At 53.4% G+C, this 16654-nt stretch carries 14 protein-coding genes; 5 read left to right on the forward strand and 9 right to left on the reverse strand.

Translation table 11 applies throughout. The features are described from left to right. Positions 1–2619 carry a PAS domain S-box protein gene (locus WHS46_01285; GenBank protein ID MEJ5347309.1) on the reverse strand — a complete coding sequence of 873 codons (2619 nt, stop codon included), beginning with the start codon at positions 2617–2619 and terminating at the stop codon, positions 1–3. A gap of 421 nt (positions 2620–3040) precedes the next feature. On the opposite strand from WHS46_01285, the gene WHS46_01290 reads away from it, so the two are divergent. The 3 genes from WHS46_01290 to WHS46_01300 all read left to right on the forward strand — a co-directional run bounded on the left by WHS46_01290 (position 3041) and on the right by WHS46_01300 (position 5818). Then, complete coding sequence (locus WHS46_01290; GenBank protein ID MEJ5347310.1) at positions 3041–3523, forward strand: cyclic nucleotide-binding domain-containing protein; 483 nt, start codon at positions 3041–3043, stop codon at positions 3521–3523. Between the two features lie 178 nt (positions 3524–3701). Then, positions 3702–5372: an ATP-binding protein gene (locus WHS46_01295; GenBank protein ID MEJ5347311.1), complete on the forward strand. Its 1671-nt coding sequence runs from the start codon at positions 3702–3704 to the stop codon at positions 5370–5372. Positions 5373–5419: 47 nt separating this feature from the next. Next, a complete protein-coding gene (locus tag WHS46_01300) occupies positions 5420–5818 on the forward strand; it encodes a response regulator (protein MEJ5347312.1) in 399 nt (132 codons plus the stop codon). On the opposite strand, the gene WHS46_01305 is transcribed toward WHS46_01300, so the two are convergent. From WHS46_01305 to WHS46_01340, 8 genes are all read right to left on the reverse strand, one after another. Then, positions 5759–6754 (reverse strand): inorganic phosphate transporter, encoded by a 996-nt coding sequence (locus tag WHS46_01305; GenBank protein ID MEJ5347313.1) that lies wholly within the window; start codon positions 6752–6754, stop codon positions 5759–5761. The two genes, WHS46_01300 and WHS46_01305, sit on opposite strands and share 60 nt — an antisense overlap. 29 nt (positions 6755–6783) lie before the next feature. Further along, the gene (locus WHS46_01310) at positions 6784–7410 is read right to left on the reverse strand and encodes a DUF47 family protein (protein ID MEJ5347314.1); all 627 of its coding nucleotides are present in this window, start codon (positions 7408–7410) and stop codon (positions 6784–6786) included. Continuing rightward, positions 7403–7804: a CBS domain-containing protein gene (locus WHS46_01315; GenBank protein ID MEJ5347315.1), complete on the reverse strand. Its 402-nt coding sequence runs from the start codon at positions 7802–7804 to the stop codon at positions 7403–7405. Before WHS46_01315 ends, WHS46_01310 begins: the two co-directional genes overlap by 8 nt. 49 nt (positions 7805–7853) lie before the next feature. Continuing rightward, on the reverse strand, positions 7854–8627 hold the full coding sequence (locus WHS46_01320) for a hypothetical protein (protein MEJ5347316.1): 774 nt from the start codon (positions 8625–8627) through the stop codon (positions 7854–7856). Position 8628: 1 nt separating this feature from the next. Next, complete coding sequence (locus WHS46_01325) at positions 8629–8844, reverse strand: hypothetical protein (GenBank protein ID MEJ5347317.1); 216 nt, start codon at positions 8842–8844, stop codon at positions 8629–8631. 118 nt (positions 8845–8962) lie between these two features. Continuing rightward, the gene (locus tag WHS46_01330; GenBank protein MEJ5347318.1) at positions 8963–9301 is read right to left on the reverse strand and encodes a hypothetical protein; all 339 of its coding nucleotides are present in this window, start codon (positions 9299–9301) and stop codon (positions 8963–8965) included. A gap of 178 nt (positions 9302–9479) precedes the next feature. After that, positions 9480–10517, reverse strand: coding sequence for a sulfite exporter TauE/SafE family protein (locus tag WHS46_01335; GenBank protein MEJ5347319.1), 1038 nt, complete (start codon positions 10515–10517; stop codon positions 9480–9482). A 22-nt stretch (positions 10518–10539) separates the two neighbouring features. Further along, the gene (locus WHS46_01340; protein ID MEJ5347320.1) at positions 10540–10842 is read right to left on the reverse strand and encodes a DVU0150 family protein; all 303 of its coding nucleotides are present in this window, start codon (positions 10840–10842) and stop codon (positions 10540–10542) included. Between the two features lie 557 nt (positions 10843–11399). Between WHS46_01340 and WHS46_01345 the strand changes: the two genes are divergently transcribed. Both WHS46_01345 and WHS46_01350 read left to right on the forward strand, forming a co-directional pair. Next, positions 11400–14042, forward strand: coding sequence for a sigma 54-interacting transcriptional regulator (locus tag WHS46_01345; protein ID MEJ5347321.1), 2643 nt, complete (start codon positions 11400–11402; stop codon positions 14040–14042). Further along, a complete protein-coding gene (locus WHS46_01350) occupies positions 14039–16651 on the forward strand; it encodes a PEP/pyruvate-binding domain-containing protein (GenBank protein ID MEJ5347322.1) in 2613 nt (870 codons plus the stop codon). The genes WHS46_01345 and WHS46_01350 overlap by 4 nt, the downstream gene beginning before the upstream one ends. Positions 16652–16654 lie beyond the last annotated feature (3 nt).

A 16654-nucleotide genomic window follows, 5' to 3' on the forward strand; every position in this document is an offset into this window, starting at 1 on the left:
TTAAGAGCCCTTAGAATTCCCAAGAAACTTCGTCACGGTGCTTGTGGGCAGCACCTTGCGCAGCACCGCTTGCAGATCCTCCATGCAGTAAGGTTTGGCGATGCCGGCCTGAAACCCATAGGCTTGGGGTTGAGACATGACCGGGTCGTTGGAATACCCGCTGGAGGCGACGGCGCGCACTTGAGGATCCAGGGCACGCAACTTTTCGATAACGTCCCGACCGCCCACACCTCCAGGCACTGTCAGATCCAAGATGACGGCGTCGAAAGGTTTTCCTGCTTCCAAAGCCTTTTTGTAGCACAAAATGGCCTGGGCCCCTTCCTCCGTGGTCTCACTGGTCAATCCCAGTTGTTGCAACATGGCCGAGAGCACATCCCGCACGAGGGGATCATCATCCATGACAAGAACGCGCCCTGTTGCTCGAAAAGGTTCCTCCTCCATAAAAGCTTGAGCCTGGTCGGTCTCGGTTGAGGAGGCCGGAAGGTAAAAGGTCACGCTGGTTCCCTGGCCGACCCTGGAGCGTACGGTCATGTGGCCGTCATGTCTTTTGACGATGGAATAAGCTGTCGAAAGCCCTAAGCCGCTGCCTTCCTTTTTGGTGGTGAAATAGGGATCGAAGATCTTATCCAAATGCTCTTCGGGAATGCCGATACCCTGATCCTCAACGCACACGGCCACATAGCGGCCGGAAGCCAGAGTGGCATCACCGCCTTCCTCCACAAAAACGTTGCGGGCCTTGACGGCCACGGTGCCTCCTTGAGGCATGGCCTGATGAGCGTTAATGACCAGATTTTGCATGACTTGGCTGATTTGGGCGGGATCGTAGTCCACAAGCCACAAATCTTCGGGAAGATCAAAACAGGACTTGGAGGTGGTGCCCCGAAGGGAAAATTCCGTGCAGTCTCGAATGAGGTCCTGCAAGGAGCCCGTTTTCTTGATAGGAGCTCCACCCTTTGCAAAAGTGAGCAGCTGACGGGTGAGTTCCTGGGCTCTGAGGCAAGCTTTTTCCACGTGATCCAGACGATCACCGACGACAGCTCCGTTCTTTAAGGCGTGTTTGATAAGAGAAATATGCCCCAAAATGCCAGTAAGAATATTGTTGAAATCATGGGCGATTCCTCCCGCAAGAAGCCCTAGTGATTCCAACTTTTGCGCTCGAAGCCGCTCCTGCTCCGCAAGTTTTCGATCACTTATATCTTGAACAAAAGTCCAGATGGAATCCGGGGTGCCGTCGGGACCATGATGAAGATACATGCGGACTTCCACGTCCAAGAGGGTACCGTCCTTTCGAATCAGCTGCTTTTCAAATTTGTCCGAAAACCCTCGATCAAAGAGTTGTCGACGCATGGCTCGCGTCATAGCATCAAACCGATGAGGTGGGGTCATGTCCCCGCAAGCCACCCCCGCGATTTCACTAGGATCGTCGTAACCCAACATGACAGCAAAAGGCCGGTTACATTCTAAAATGACACCTTGAAAATCCGTGCGAACGTACCCGTCTCGGCTTCGCTCATACAGCTCCCGGTAGCGCCGCTCCGATTCCGCCAGCTGAGCTTGAGCCTCATGACGTCGCTGAAGCTCTTCGTGCAGCCGAGCGTTAGCTTCCTTAAGTTCGGCTGTTTTTGCGGCCACTTCTTCTTCCAAGCGCCGGGCAGCCTGATCCAGGATTTGCTCGGAATGCTGTTTCTGAAGCATGGCCCCTACCAGATGTGCCGCCGTCTTCAGGGCGTCGATTTCCACGGTGGTCCAATGCCTGCGTGTGACACAATCGTCAAAGCCGATGAAACCCCAGAGGGTTCCGTCCAAAAAGATGGGTGCCGCCACCAGGGAAAGAATGTCTTGAGCTTCAAGAACAGGGCGTTCGGAAGCAGGAAAATCCTCGACAAGGCCGTAAATGGGTTCTCCTTTTAGGAACACCTCAAGCCACCGTCCAAAATCTGCTTCAACCATAGGAAAATTTTCCAGGTCGGGATTTCCTTTTTGCGAAGAAATTCCTTCAGCCGTCCATTCATAACGCTGGCTGGTCAGCAAAGTGCCGTTCGAGGCGCGGTGATTTTCAAAGATATAAACCCGGCTCACTTGAGCGGCTTCTCCCAGTCGACCCAGAACTTTTTCCAGGGGAACCTCGGTTCGTGAATGGAGAAGAAAGTATTCGGCGGCATAGGCGACAGCCTGAAGGATTGTATCCCGTGCGGATAGCGCCTGTTCCAGAGCCTTTCTTTCGGTAATATCTTGAAGCATGCCGTGAAGCTCTCGCGTGCCGTTCTTGGCATGCACGACGCTCGCCTGGTCCAAGACCCAGCGAACCTGACCGTCCGAAGTGACGAGACGGTATTCACAGCACAGGGGCTCGGCTTTTTCCAAAGCTCGACGCCGTTCGGCTAAGACCTTTTCCCTGTCTTCCGGATGCACACATGCATGCCAAAAATCATCCTCATTGGACCCGCGAGAAGCGGTGAAGATCCGTTCCAGCTGCGGACTGATGTAAAGACAACGGCCGTTTTCACTTTGGGTCTCACAATAGACCACCGCCGGAAGATGCTCCACAAGATTACGATAAGAAGGATCGGCCTCGACCCTTTTCCATTGGTCTTTAAGCTCCACCCCAGGCCTTTGCATGGAATATTCCCCCCGTCTTCACGTCGGCCCTGGACGGGCCTGTTCGGAAAAGCGCCTCAGGCTTTACGAGACACCGAAAAAAGGTTTCATCAGATTTGTCGAAATTCAAGGGGTTGTCAACATCGAGTCGACCCGTGGCTTTGAAAAATCTGGAACTGTCAGCTTCTTTTACAGTCCGTCAAATTCTGTGTGCCTTCAAGCACAAGCAAGGCGATGCTTCAAGGCATTCCACAGAGGCAGGCTTGTTTTTAAGATTGGTGCAATTCTTGCCTTATTGATAACCAAGCTTTTTCCTTTCGAGTCCGGCTGCCCTTCATCTTTTGTGGGCTGGGGACCGTAGGGACAAGCTTCTGAAACAGGATTGCTCGAATGGCGAGCGGCGCACGGTGTTTGTGGGTCTTTTGCACAAGGAGAGTTGTGTATGATGAGCGTCGATGAACTCAAGGCCTGCCGTTTCTTCTTGGTCTTCGGCGATGCCGAGCTGGAAAAGATCGCTCAGGTGACCGAAAAGAAAAAGTACACAAAAGGCGATGTGGTTTACCGAAACGGGGATGCCGCCCAAAAATTTTTCATTGTCCAAAAAGGCCTTGTGAGCCTTCGGGAATTCCAGCCCGGGGATGCCGTCGGCATCGCCTTTGAAACACGGGGTCCCGGAGAACTTTTTGGAGTAGCCTCCCTCATGCCCACCAAAGCCTACACCCTTACGGCCCTATGTCAGGAGGACACCGAACTCTACGAAGTGAATGTCAAGGGTCTCGAAGAAATCATTCAATGGGCGCCATCCATCGGCTACATTCTCATGAAGGAAGTGGCTCATATCTATTTTGACAGATATCGACTGTGCAAACGTCAACTGTATCAAATGGTCAAGACACCGACCTTGATTACCGCTCTGCCGGGGTAGGCTTTTCAGCGGTTGCGAAAGCTCGTTGTCGAGATCATGGAACGGAAGGCGCAAGCTGCGAAGGCGGCTTGCGCCGAAGGGCGGTCTTCACCTCCCGTTCAGCCTGGAACATGGTTTGGCGGGAAGGACATTGGCGAAGATACTTTCATCTGCCTGTTCGAGCACTCATGAGACGCCCATGGAAGATAAATATTCCAATCTTCGACTAAAGTTTTTGGCTTCAATGCTGGCCTTTTCCTTGATTCCGCTCTTTATTGTGGGAATCAGCCTCTACTATCAGTTCGACAGAGCCTATCGGACTCGAGTGGAAAACAACCTTGGAAGCTTGTTGAATGATCGTCGGCATGCCCTGGATCTTTTTTTTGAAGAACGCCTTTCCCAACTCTACACCGTGGCTTACACCCAGACCTTTGACCAGATCAGCTCCCAGGAGAAACTCAACGAGATCTTTGACCTCATGCAGCGCCGCTCCAAATATTATGTGGACTTAGGGGTTATTGATGATCAAGGCCATCATGTGGCCTATGTGGGGCCGTATTCCCTCAAAGGCGTTAATTACAAGGATTCCGATTGGTTTCAATCGGTGCGCCTTCGAGGGATTCATATCAGCGATGTTTTCTTGGGGGTACGAAACTTTCCCCATTTTGTCATCGCGATCCTGCGTCGCGAAGGCGACAGGTCTTGGATTCTCAGGGCAACCATCAACACGGATCTTTTTGAATCCATGGTCAAGGCGGCGCAAACGGGAGAATACGGTGATGCTTTTCTGCTCAATGAAGAAAACGTGCTGCAGACCTCCTCTCGCTTTCTGGGACCTGTTATGGCAAATCCGGGCATCCCCGCTCTGCCCCGGTTCGTCGGCACCCGCATCATGACCCAAGACGTCGGCCTGCGTTCCATGATCGTCGGGGCCACATGGCTGACGAGCGTCCCCTGGATGCTGGTCGTCATGGAAGATCCTCAGGAAGAGTATCTTCCCATCCTTCAGACTCGATCTTTGGCTCTGATTCTTCTAGCGGCGGGTGTCGCTGCCGTGGTGCTCGGCGCCGTTTTTGTGGTGAACCTCATGATTTTGCAGCTTCAAGAAGCCGACCGGCAAAAAGCTTTGCTGGATGCAGACCTCATGCAGACGAGCAAAATGGCTGCCTTGGGTCGTTTGGCGGCGGGCATCGCCCATGAAATCAACAATCCTTTGGCTGTCATTCAGGAAAAGGCAGGTTGGATTCAGGATCTGTTAGAAGAGGAAGATCTCAGGAAAAGTGAGAATTTCAGAGAATTTGAAGCCGCCATCGCCAAGATACAGCACCATGTGGATCGCGCCCGCAACGTGACCCATCGGCTTCTTGGTTTTGCACGCCGCATGGAACCCGTGAGACATCCCGTCAATGTGAACAAAGTTGTGGAGGAAACCCTGACCTTTTTGGAGAACGAAGCGCGGCATCGCAATATCACAATGCATGTGGAACTGGAGGAAGGTCTTCCGGAAGTGATCAGTGACGGGGCTCAGGTGCAGCAAGTACTTTTGAACATCATCAATAACGCCATTGATGCTGTGCAAAAAGACGGGCATGTGTTCATCAAAACGCACTTCGAAAAGCCTTTGCAACAAGTGATGGTGGAAGTTCGGGATACGGGGCCGGGTATTCCGGATGAAATTTTGGACAAGATTTTCGATCCGTTCTTCACAACCAAAAAGCTTGGCAGCGGAACAGGCCTGGGGTTGAGTATCTGCCATAGCATCATGACGAAACTTGGAGGTCGCATTGAAGCACGCAACAGCCCTCAAGGGGGCGCCGTTTTTATCATCACCCTGCCCTTGCAGGCTCCGGGGGCGTCTCCTGCCATGTAAAAAAGCCGGTCAGGGAGAGAGAACGTGTTGAAGGGAGGTATGGTTCTATGGATCGGCCACCGTACCGAGTGATGGTCGTGGACGACGAAGCCGATTTTCTGGAAACCCTTGTTCGACGTCTGGAAAAGCGTCAAGTGGAGGTCGTCGGGGTTCCGGGGGGGCGGGAAGCCTTGGAAGTTCTTTCGCAGCGCCCTGTGGATGTGGTGATTTTGGATGTGCGCATGCCCGGCATGGACGGTTTGGAGGTGCTTCAGGAAATCAAAAAGCGCTGGCCTCTTGTGGAAGTTATTCTGCTCACGGGACATGCCTCGGTGGAATCCGGACTTCAGGGCATGGAATTGGGGGCTTTCGATTACGTCATGAAACCCTGTAAGCTGACTGAGCTTTTACCGAAGATTGAGCTGGCCTATGAACGCAAATGCCTTCGCGAAAAAGCTTTGCAATGAATCGGCCCCCACGAGAAGAAAGAGCGAATGGAGTCCCAGAGTGAGCATTCCGGCGCATATGGGCGTCAGAACCCATCCGAGACCGATTTTGAGCACCACTCTTTTGTTAATGGTTTGAAGTCCTTTGACGAACCCAATGCCCACAACAGCGCCCACCACGGCCTGGGAGGACGACACGGGCACCGCCACCTGGGTGAACAGGTGAAGGGTGGCGGCTTCGGCAAACACCACGACCATGGCCGAAAAAGGATCCAAAGGCACGATTCCTTTGCCCACCGTCATCATGACACGCCCGCTGTACGTGAGGACCCCTGAGGCAATGCTCAAACCTCCGATCAGAGCCCCCAGACGAAGGTCCAGAAGTCCCGAGGTGACATAGACCCCTGTGACGTTGGCCACACTGTTGGCTCCCAAACTGTAGGCTGCGTAACAGCCGGTTACCAGCACGGCCACGAAATAGAACCGGTTTCGAGCCGAGAAAGACTTGATCTGGACCGTCACGAGTTTTTCAAGGCCACGATGCAAAAGGCTGCTGGCGATCAGGGCACTAAGCGGGGTGAGAGTCCAGCAGATCACAATTTTGGTCAGTTGAGAAAAATCAGGGGACGAGTTCAGAAGGGACCAGCCGAGAATGGCCCCCACAAGGGCTTGAGATGTGGAAGCCGGGACACCTGCTCGTGTGAGCGCCGTCATGGTCACGGCGGTAGAGCTGGTCAAAATGAAAGCGGTGTCGGCGTGAACATAGGCCAGCTTGGCATAAGTGCTTACGCACTTGGTTCCTTCCACGACCGCTCCCAAAACCACATAAGCCGCGGTAAGCCAAAGGGCTTGGGAGAAGCGCAGAAGGCCACTGGCCACAGCGGTTCCGAAAATATTGGCGCAATGATTCGCCCCCAGACTCCATCCCAGAAAAAGCCCGCCGAAGATCCGCCACATTACTCCCGCCCCTCTTGTTCAGAACCTGTCTAGCGGAAGCTCACGGTGAGCACATAAAGGGCGTCGCTGGCATCTTCAATGAGGTCGCTAAAGGTGGTGAGGCTTTCAAGAAAGTCGGCGTAAAACTTGCCCTGCCAAAACTCGGAGACAGGAAGACTGTGGATTTTTTGGTAGATTTCCGCTTTTAGGTCGTCGACGCGTTTTTCCAAAATGCGAATGGCCAAGACCTGTTCGCGAATGTCCTGGCCTTGGACGGCCCTTTGAAAGGCGATGCTGAGGATTTCACACATTTCCTTGTTAAGCGAGGTGATGGTACGGCATTCTTCAGCAGTGGAGTCATGGAGATTGATGCGTTCAAAATACCGTGCCGTGTCTTCCACGGTATCAAAAGCTTGGTCCACCAGTTCCACGAAACGACATAAATTTGGCCGAATATAGGGTAGAAAAGCCCCTTCGAAGATGATGGACAAAGCGTGACGTCTGGCCATGTCACCTTCACGTTCCAGGTCGTAGATGGTTTCGGCTCGTGATTTTTCGCCTTGATGAATAAGATCGGCCAAGACTCCATTGGCCGAGCACAGGAGACGCAGATGCTCGTGCATGGCCGTGAGAGCGGCTTCCTCTTTGCGGTCTCCGCGCATCCACTTCTTAAACATGAGCGTTCCTTGCCCTATCGATGAGCGCAGCCTGCATAATGTCCATAAGGGCGACGACGCCCACAAGCTTTCCCTGGTCGCAGACGAAGACTCGAGCCACATTGGCCTGTTCCATAAGGGCCGCCACATTCTGGACGCTTTCATCCTTGGACACGCATCGCAGAGGCCGACACGCGATATCTCCCACGCGAACCGTCATAGGATTCAGCCCTTTGGCCAGCACCTTAAAGACGACATCCCGGGCCGTGACCACCCCATCCGTTTCCGAAGGCTGAGAGGCCCGCACAAGCAGGGATCGAATGCGCTTGTCGACCATTTTCTCAAGAGCCTCGTAGACCGTAGCGTTGGATGAAATCGACTCCAGCTTTCGTGTCATGATCTCTTCCAGTTTCATAAGCTCCTCTTCCTGGAACTCTTTGCAGGGGTTTCACGAACCCGGAAAACTAAAGACGGGATACGTAGACAACGGCGGGCAGCCTCTGCGTTTCCTGAAGCCGGGCTTGAGCGTCGTTGAGGCTGACCGATTCCACTTGGGCCGTGCCCAAAACTCGACCATCATGGGTAACAATCTTTACAGTGTCCCCCGGCGCCAGACCGTCGGTGCTTCCCAGCCCGAAAAAAACGGTGATGGTTTTGTCCTTGTTTTGAAGGGTTCGATAAACCGGTGCCATGCCTTGTCGCCGCAACTCTTGGTCCATCTTGTCACCAGCCTTATAGGACAACCAGAAGCACAACACAAGAATCGGAAAAGCGCAGGCGGCCCCAACCCAGGGGCTGACACCAAGGTAACGCTGCACAAGGGATCGCTGTGAAGCGTGGTAGAGCTGCGCATCGGCGAAAACGTGCAAGGAGTACAAAGGGTTTTCGGCAGCTTCCTCAGGTTTTTCTCCATGCAGGAACACGCGGAGGGTATAGGAGCCCTCGGGGGTTGTCGGCTCCACGGTGAGCTGAGCTCGCCAGAGCCGGCCTGTTGCTTCAAGAAACTGAAGGGAAACGCCAGGAGCCGTGGTTTCGTAGGTCAACCAACGTAAATCGGGAATGGCCGCTTCCGTCTTTCCCGCCACAGGTTTTTCCATGCCGGGGTACAGGCGAATCTCACGTTTCGGGGTTCGAAGGATATCCAAAATACCGTCAAGGACGCACAGGATCAGTATAAGCCCGACCACAAGGCCGAGCTTCTGAAATACCGTTGGTTGGGCTCCATGGGTAGAGGCCATGTCAGTTCTCTCCGTGTGCGGTCAGACTGACTCCGGACAGACGCCGCACAAGGATCCAAGCCGTCAGCACGGTAACAAAGGCCATGGGCAGGTAGGTTTTGAGAAATACATTAGCCATGGCTTTTCCATAAGGCGCGCTCCAGTACATGCTTACCGCCAGCTCTGCCAGAAGCAATAGATCCATAAGGAGAACGATCAGTCTTTTCCGCGTTATCATGGCGACCTCCCGGTCCTGAACGGAGTTCCCTTTTTTTGTTCCACTCCTTGCAAAGCGGGCTTCGGCGCGAGAAGAGTTCGCCGAAGCACCGCTCACAATCACAAAAAGGCCGTTATTTTTATTTTTTCTTTAGATCTTGTTTGGAGACATTCATAATGCGTACTGCGATGCGCTCTGTGTTTTGGGTTCGAAAAGCGATACGTATCACATCCCCGGGTTGTGGTGGAATGCCGATAAGGGTTTGTTTCACGATCTTATACTCGGACGTCACTCCCGTGGGACGGCCGTAGGGATGTTCCTGGCTCTTGTGCGTATCGAATTCCTCGATAGTCAACGTGTTGTTGGCTTTGTCCACCGAGAGAACTTTTCCTTGAGCGACCTCTGCGGCCAGGCTGACGGATGTCATGACAAGTGAGGCCGCAAAGACCAAAAGGGCGCCAAACAGGATTCGTTTCATGAAAAGACCTCCAGTTTTAGGGTTTTTTGAACTCATGTGTCGCTTGCCGCAATCGACTCTATCGGCCGGCTCATGGCTCTCGCAAGCTCACAAAAGCTTATTGTTTGAACTTATCGTTGAGATCCGGAACCTCATGGACCGGCCGCGCTTTGGCGCCACCGGTCATGAATGTGCCAAGCTAGTGTAGTCGGGCTGCCGCTTCTCGAGCCCTCTTTTCCCGAAGCTCTTGAGCTGCTCCTCTGAACATGATGACACAGATATAAAGCGAAATCACACTGATGGCTCCAAGGACCACCACGGCAGCGGAGTTCGAAAATCCGTACTGCTTCAGAATGATGGAGACCATGCAGGCCAACACGGCAGCGCCGAAAAGGATGCGAATGCCGTAACCTTTGGCATACTTCGTGGCCACGGTGCCGATTTGAGCACCAATGGCAGCTCCGGTCAGCATCACAAAGACCGCCACCAATTCGATTCTTCCCTTCAAGCTGTAGGTGAAAGCTCCGTAGAGGCCTGAAATCATAACTTCAAAAAGATCGGTGCCCACCGCGATATGCGTCGGACAACCGATGAGATACACCAGAGCGGGCATTCTCAACAACCCGCCGCCGATGCCCAGGAAACCGGCCAAGACGCCCGTGGCGTAGCTCACCATGATGGGAAGCCAAGCGGAACAGGTGAACCCGGCCGTCTTGAAATGGACCATGGGAGGAATACGAATCTTGTGAAGCGTCTTGTACCAGGTGATACCTTCCGTGCCTTTTTCGCCATCCACAATGCCGGCTCTTTTCTTCTTTTCCGCTTTATAAAAGTCATAGAACACGAGCCAGGCGATAAGGGCGAGAAAACCCACGTAAACCCAACGAACCACACCACCAACGACACCTAAACGCTCCAGATACATGATAAGCTGGGCACCGCATTCAATGCCCACCATGGTCCCTATGATCATGACAATTCCAAGCTTGTAGTCTACGTTGCCGAACTTGGAATGACGCATGGTGGACACCATGGACTTTCCTGCGATATGAGCAATATCGGTTCCGATGGCAAAGGCCATGGGAAATCCCAAAATGTTTAAACCTGGGGTGACCATCCAGGCGCCGCCCATGCCGAAAAACCCGCCGATGACGCCCACGGAAAATCCGATAATAACCAGGCCAGGCCACAAAATGTCCATTCCTGCAATGGGCATGTAAAGATACAACCAATCCATGGGAATCCTCCTTTCAAGTGGATTAGTGCTCTACAATTTTGCGGCTCTTAAGATCCAAGCCAGTGCGGGCCATAAGAAAATCCATCAAGAAGCCAAGAAATGTTCCATACAAGGCAGTCAAGACCACGGCCCAGACCGCAAAAAGGAGCGTATTGGTGTTGTAAAGGTCGGCGATGTACTTGACGAAAGCGTTGTTAAGCACACGTGTGTCGGCCACCACGATGAGCTGGGCGACTTTTTCACCTCCGGCAGCCCATGCCAAGGACGGTACAACACTTAAGAACCCTGCCACCATGACGGCAATTTTCTTTGCAAGCTTTCTCATGGTTTGTTCCTCCTGCCTTCTGCCTTTGTCCATTTCTGATTCCATCCCGCTGAAGTCCTGTCTTATGTTTGTCATCGAGTTCCTTTGATCTGCACACCTCCTTTCCTTTTCCCTGTGCGTCTGCCTCTCTTATTTGGATCGATAATTTTTGTCCTTATGGCTGTCTTGCCAGCCTGAAAAAGGATCAAAAGCCGTGCCGGTTTCTGGAGCGAGCATTGCGCGATAGCCTATAAAGTTAAGTTTGAAGCCGCTTACATTTTTTCAAGAAAAAAAATCGCGCATTTCGATCAAGGTCAGAGAAAGTGTCTCGCAATGGTTTGCTGACGCTATGCCATATTGAACAACTACTTGGAATAACATGGATAAACTGTTAGACACGCAGAACTGACAAAACCCTTGACAGCAGCATTCAAGCCGATCACGATCAAAAGAAAGCTCGATAGAACTTTTTATTCAATACATACAATGAGATAAGTGGACCAAGAGCCCCGCTCCTTGAAGGCTTTGTCTTGGCACAAAACCTGCCTAGGGGAAAATGCTGAAGGCAGTATCAAGGGATGGACGACGGCAAGGGTGACGATATGTCCATGAAGCTCAAATGGCTCCAGCACGACCTTAACGGTTCTGCAGTAACTGGGTCTTTTCGGTCTTTACGCATTCGCACCAAACTGTGGCTCACGTTGGTGCCTACGGTGGTGACGATTCTGGCCGTGACGGGATACGTGACGCACTGGTTTTCGCGTCAATTTCTTCAAGAATCGGTTAGCCGCACGGTGCTTTTACAGACCTTAGCGGTGGCGCACGAGTACGAAAGCATGATGTCTCGGTGCCGAGAAGATCTTGTGGAGTTGTCCCTCGGACCGGTGACCGAGGAAGGATTGCGAAAAAAATGGGCCCATCTCAAGGCCGCGCGAGGGTGGGGTTACGTGGAAATGGGCTTCATGGACAAAAGCGGATCCAAAGCCATGATCTTGGCGGAATCGGAAGAAGGCCTCGAGCGAGTCTCCTTGGAACCTGGGACTTCCCTGTGGGATGGTGTGGGGATAGCGTCGGCGGAAACCCAAGGCCCTTCGAAAGGCGAAGCTGGACCCTGGGTGAGTTCGATAGTCCATGTGGGGTATCGATCGAGGGATGGTTCGGTTTTTTATGGAAAGGCCACCCATGTGGTTCGATTCATTAGCCGGAGTGAATCGAGGGACGGCCAGGGTGAAGAAGGTTTTTTCTTTCTCTCCATGGACGCCCGGCAGTACAGGGATATTCTTTCGCTTTACAATTCCAGGCGTTCTCCGCTGTTTGGCTTTGTTCGCAGTCCGGAGTTGCGCTACCTCTATTTCATGGATCCTCAGGGGTGGATCCTTTTTCAATCAGAAGATGAGGTCGATGCAGGCAAAGCCCTCAATACCGATACGGCGCGAAGCGGCCTCACAGGAACTTTCGGGCGTCCTGGGCTTCCCTTTGCGTTTCGCCCCAATGTGGACCAGCGGGATTACTGGGAGATTGTCGGGAATATTCGCGAAAGGAAGTCCGGCGTTTTGGTGAGACGGATTTCTCCGACTTCGGAAAGCAAAGTGGATCGTGTCTACATCGGATATGCCCCGATCTTGTTCTCGCGGGGGCCCGATGGGGCGAGTCTCTACGGCGCCGTCGTTTTTGTGGACCGAAGCCGTCTCATAACCATGGCAGGGTACCGTCAAGTGGACGTGATGTTCATCATAAGCCTTTTGAGTTCCTTGCTGGTGGTCCTGCTTTTGTGGGGAATCAGCCGTGTGATCACCCGGCCCTTGTATCAATTGACGGCCGCGGTCAATGCCTTGCAGGAAAGCGGACACTTGGAAACGATAGAGATTCCGGACAAGGATCTTGAAACGGCCATGCTCAAGGAAGCTGTCAATGGACTGATTCAGCGCCTTCAGGAACAAATGGCGGCTTTGGAGATGCAAGACAGGCAGTTGCGGGAAATGATCATGCGGGAGAGGATCTCGTTGGAGGAGGAATGCGACGTTCTTCGGGTGGAGCGCGAAAAACTTCCGGAACCCTTGGCCAGGCTTGTGGGCCAATCCAGGGCGATGCAAAGGTTTCGTGAATTCATCATTCGGGCCGCGGTTGCCGAAGCGGATGTCCTGATCGTCGGAGAAACCGGAACCGGAAAGCAGCTGGCAGCTGAAGCCATTCATGCTCTCAGTCGCCGAGCCTCCCAGCCTTTTGTGGCCATCAACTGTGGCGCTTTGGATGAAAACCTGCTTCTGGACGCCCTTTTTGGTCATGTGAAAGGGGCCTTTTCCGAAGCCAAGGGCGATCGAAAAGGAGCCTTTTTGGCCGCCGACGGCGGAACACTTTTCTTAGACGAAATCGGCACGGCTTCGCCCAAAGTGCAGCAGGCTCTCTTGCGGGTTATTGCCGAGCGTCGAGTGCGCCCTCTTGGGAGCGACAGGGAAGTCCCTGTAGATGTGCGGCTCGTGGCCGCAACCAATGAGGATCTGTTGGATCTCACACGCCGAGGTCTCTTTCGCGAAGATCTCTATTACAGACTCAATGTGCTCACATTGCACACCCCTCCCCTGAGGGAACGCCGAGAAGACATTCCGCTCTTGGCGGCGCATTTTTTGGCAAGAGCCGGGCGTCAGTTCAAACGTCCCAACGTGTCCCTCACCCAAGGAGCCTTGGAAGCACTCATGGCGCATCCCTGGCCTGGCAATGTGAGGGAGCTGGAAAACCGTCTCACTCGAGCGGTGACCATGGCAGAAGGATCTTTGATTCATGCCTCTGATTTGGAACTGGATCGGGATCCTTTGATGAACGGCTCGGACTCTGTGGATACTTTGAAGGGAGTCTTGGAAGCACGTGCAAAGGGCGCCTCGACGGATGTGGGAGAATTGGGCGCGGTCCGTTTCGACGAAGGACAGAAAGAGGAACCGAAGCCATCGTCCAAGGGTGGACCTTCTTCCACCCTGGTGGAGATCAATGAGCGGCAGAGAAAAGCACTGGAAGCCATTCTTGAGCGAGGCCATATGACGCGTGCCGAGTACCAGGAGATTGTGGGAGGTGGAATCGCTCCACGGACGGCGCTCAGTGATTTGCAGGACTTGGTTGCCAAAGGGCTGCTCAAAAAAACAGGTCGAGGCCCGGCAACGCGCTACAGACTTTTGCATCGAGGACGCCTTGTGGCCTCTGGGAACCAAACATTCGGAGGGTCTTCATGAGGAATCTGTGGCAACGGCTCAAGAATCGATTAGGCTTGGAGCGAGAACAAAACCCAGAGCACATTGCCGACATTTTTCGTTTCAAGTACAGCCACTTCAAAGATCTGCTGCAGTCCAACACGGATCTGGCTCAGATCATTGCAGACATGAGCGAGAAACTACAAGGTTACCACATCTTCGGCATGGGATACGTACGCTCCAAGGCGAGCCTGGCCATGTCTCAGGCGGTGCGTATGGTGCGCGCTCTCAATGCTCTGTCTTTTCACCGATACGCTGCTTTGGAACAGGCTTTGGAAAAAATTCGAATGGCTATAGTGAAGGAATTGGAGTCGGAGCTGGAGAAAACCGAAGAGTGTCCTGAACTGGTGATCCCGTTGGAAAAAGTGCACCGGGGCATGGTGGACTGGGTGGGAGGAAAGAGCGCCAACCTTGGTGAGATCACAGCTCGTGCAGGACTTCGTGTACCGGAAGGTTTCGCCGTCACCACTCGAGCTTTCCAATTGTTTATGGATCAAGGGGATCTTCGAGATTGGATTCGAAAGTACAAAAACGAAACGGACATGTCCTCGCCGGCTTCTGTGCAGGAACTGAGTGAAACCGTGCAGCACCTGATCTTGCGTACCCCTGTGCCTCGAGAACTTCAGGAAGCTCTGCTGTCAGCTTACGATACTCTGGCAACCCACGTGTCTCAAAGGGATGAGCTGAAATGGGATGTGCGGGTTGCTATGCGTAGCAGCGCCATCGGGGAAGACAGCGATCTTTCCTTTGCGGGTCAGTATGTAAGCGTTCTCAATGTGGAGCGTTCGAAGCTGGCGGATACATACCGGATTATCGTGGCCAGCCTTTATACGCCTCGAGCCATTGCCTACCGGTATCAGAAGGGGATTCGAGACGAAGACACGGCCATGGGCGTCACGGTGTTGGAAATGGTTGATTCTGTAGCCGCCGGAGTCGCCTATTCCACGAATCCATTGGACCCGAATCCTGAAGAATTGTTGATTTCCGGAATTTACGGTTTAGGTCCTTACGTGGTGGAAGGCGTGATGACGCCCGATATGGTGCGGGTGTCCAAGAAACCAGGTTTTCATATTTTAGAAAAAAAACCGTCCTTCAAGCCGGTGCGCCTGGTCATGAATGAGGAGGGGGGACTGAGGGAGGTTCCTGTGCCAGAGTCGGATAGAGACCGATTGTGTCTTTCGGATGAGACCATTCAACGGTTGGCCGAGGCTGTCACACGGTTGGAAAAACACTTTGGGGGCCCCCAGGACGTGGAGTGGGCGGTGGACGGGAGGGGAGAGCTGTTTATTCTTCAGAGCCGTCCATTGCAGATTCTTTGGGAGTCTGTTGAAAGCGCTTCGGCGGAGGGAGAGTCCGGTGAGAATGAGCCTGGAGTGCTTGCAGCCGGAGGCGCCACGGCCGTGCCGGGGGTCGGGTGCGGAACGGTGTATACGGTTCGAAATGATGAAGACTTGGCTGACTTTCCTCAGAACGGCGTGCTTGTGGCGGCGCATTCGTCGCCATCCTATGTGGTCGTGATGGCTCGAGCGGCGGCCATTGTCACGGAGGCCGGCAGTATCACGGGGCACATGGCTTCCGTGGCCAGAGAATTCGGTGTCCCAACACTTCTTGGGGTTCCTGGTCTGATGCGTGTTTTGAAACCAGGCCTTATGGTCACAGTGGATGCCTTGCGACGTCGTATCTATGACGGCGTTCGAGAAGATCTGATCCGGGAGTCTCAAGAAAGACGTCCGTTCATGAAAGGAACACCTGTTTATGAAAGCTTGAGCCGAGTCGCCAGGTGGATTGTCCCTTTGAACCTGGTGGATCCTCGAGATGCCTCTTTTCGGCCGGAAGGATGCCGCACCTTACATGATGTCATGCGCTTTGCCCATGAAATGTCCTACCAGGAAATGTTTCGGTTAAGCGACAGTTTTGCCGAGGGCGAAGGCCGAGCCGTTAAGGTGGAAGCTCGGTTGCCCATCGATCTTTATGTCATTGACCTGGGTGGAGGGTTAGCGCCGGTAGGCGCCCATGGCTCTCGAGTGCACCTGGAACATTTGACATGCGCCCCTTTGCGGGCGCTTCTGGAAGGCATGACCCATGAAGCCCTGCAGGAACAAGGGCCGAGGCCGGTGCATCTCAAAGGTTTTTTGTCCGTCATGACCGAGCAGATGCTTTCGCCACCTCGTTTGGGCGCCGAAAGGTTCGGTGACAAGAGCTATGCCATCATTGCGGACCGATACATGAACTTCAGTTCCCGGGTCGGTTATCACTACAGCATTGTGGACACATACAGCGGCCAAGATTCCCACAAAAATTACATCACCTTTTCCTTCATGGGAGGTGCGGCCGATGAGGTTCGGCGAAACCGACGTGTGAGAACCATCGGCCGCATTCTGGAACACATGGATTTTCGCGTCGATGTGGTCGGGGATCGCGTGACGGCTCGTGTCCTAAAGTATCCCCTCGAGAAAATTCTGGAGCGCCTGGAACGACTCGGTCGCCTGCTTCAGTTCACGAGACAGTTGGATATGTTTATGGAAAGCGAACGTTCCGTGGAGGAATTGGCCCGCCGCTTCCTGGAAGAACAGTATTCTTTGACCGCCTGAAAT

This window comes from Desulfosoma sp., assembly GCA_037481875.1.
GTDB lineage: Bacteria > Desulfobacterota > Syntrophobacteria > Syntrophobacterales > DSM-9756 > Desulfosoma.

Bases quoted from the DNA above. Each gene is read 5' to 3' on its own strand.
- WHS46_01325 (MEJ5347317.1), bottom strand. From the start codon at position 8,844: ATGATAACGCGGAAAAGACTGATCGTTCTCCTTATGGATCTATTGCTT.
- WHS46_01320 (MEJ5347316.1), bottom strand. From the start codon at position 8,627: ATGGCCTCTACCCATGGAGCCCAACCAACGGTATTTCAGAAGCTCGGC.
- WHS46_01315 (MEJ5347315.1), bottom strand. From the start codon at position 7,804: ATGAAACTGGAAGAGATCATGACACGAAAGCTGGAGTCGATTTCATCC.
- WHS46_01285 (MEJ5347309.1), bottom strand. From the start codon at position 2,619: ATGCAAAGGCCTGGGGTGGAGCTTAAAGACCAATGGAAAAGGGTCGAG.
- WHS46_01310 (MEJ5347314.1), bottom strand. From the start codon at position 7,410: ATGTTTAAGAAGTGGATGCGCGGAGACCGCAAAGAGGAAGCCGCTCTC.
- WHS46_01295 (MEJ5347311.1), top strand. From the start codon at position 3,702: ATGGAAGATAAATATTCCAATCTTCGACTAAAGTTTTTGGCTTCAATG.
- WHS46_01335 (MEJ5347319.1), bottom strand. From the start codon at position 10,517: ATGGATTGGTTGTATCTTTACATGCCCATTGCAGGAATGGACATTTTG.
- WHS46_01345 (MEJ5347321.1), top strand. From the start codon at position 11,400: ATGGACGACGGCAAGGGTGACGATATGTCCATGAAGCTCAAATGGCTC.
- WHS46_01330 (MEJ5347318.1), bottom strand. From the start codon at position 9,301: ATGAAACGAATCCTGTTTGGCGCCCTTTTGGTCTTTGCGGCCTCACTT.
- WHS46_01305 (MEJ5347313.1), bottom strand. From the start codon at position 6,754: ATGTGGCGGATCTTCGGCGGGCTTTTTCTGGGATGGAGTCTGGGGGCG.
- WHS46_01340 (MEJ5347320.1), bottom strand. From the start codon at position 10,842: ATGAGAAAGCTTGCAAAGAAAATTGCCGTCATGGTGGCAGGGTTCTTA.
- WHS46_01350 (MEJ5347322.1), top strand. From the start codon at position 14,039: ATGAGGAATCTGTGGCAACGGCTCAAGAATCGATTAGGCTTGGAGCGA.
- WHS46_01300 (MEJ5347312.1), top strand. From the start codon at position 5,420: ATGGATCGGCCACCGTACCGAGTGATGGTCGTGGACGACGAAGCCGAT.
- WHS46_01290 (MEJ5347310.1), top strand. From the start codon at position 3,041: ATGATGAGCGTCGATGAACTCAAGGCCTGCCGTTTCTTCTTGGTCTTC.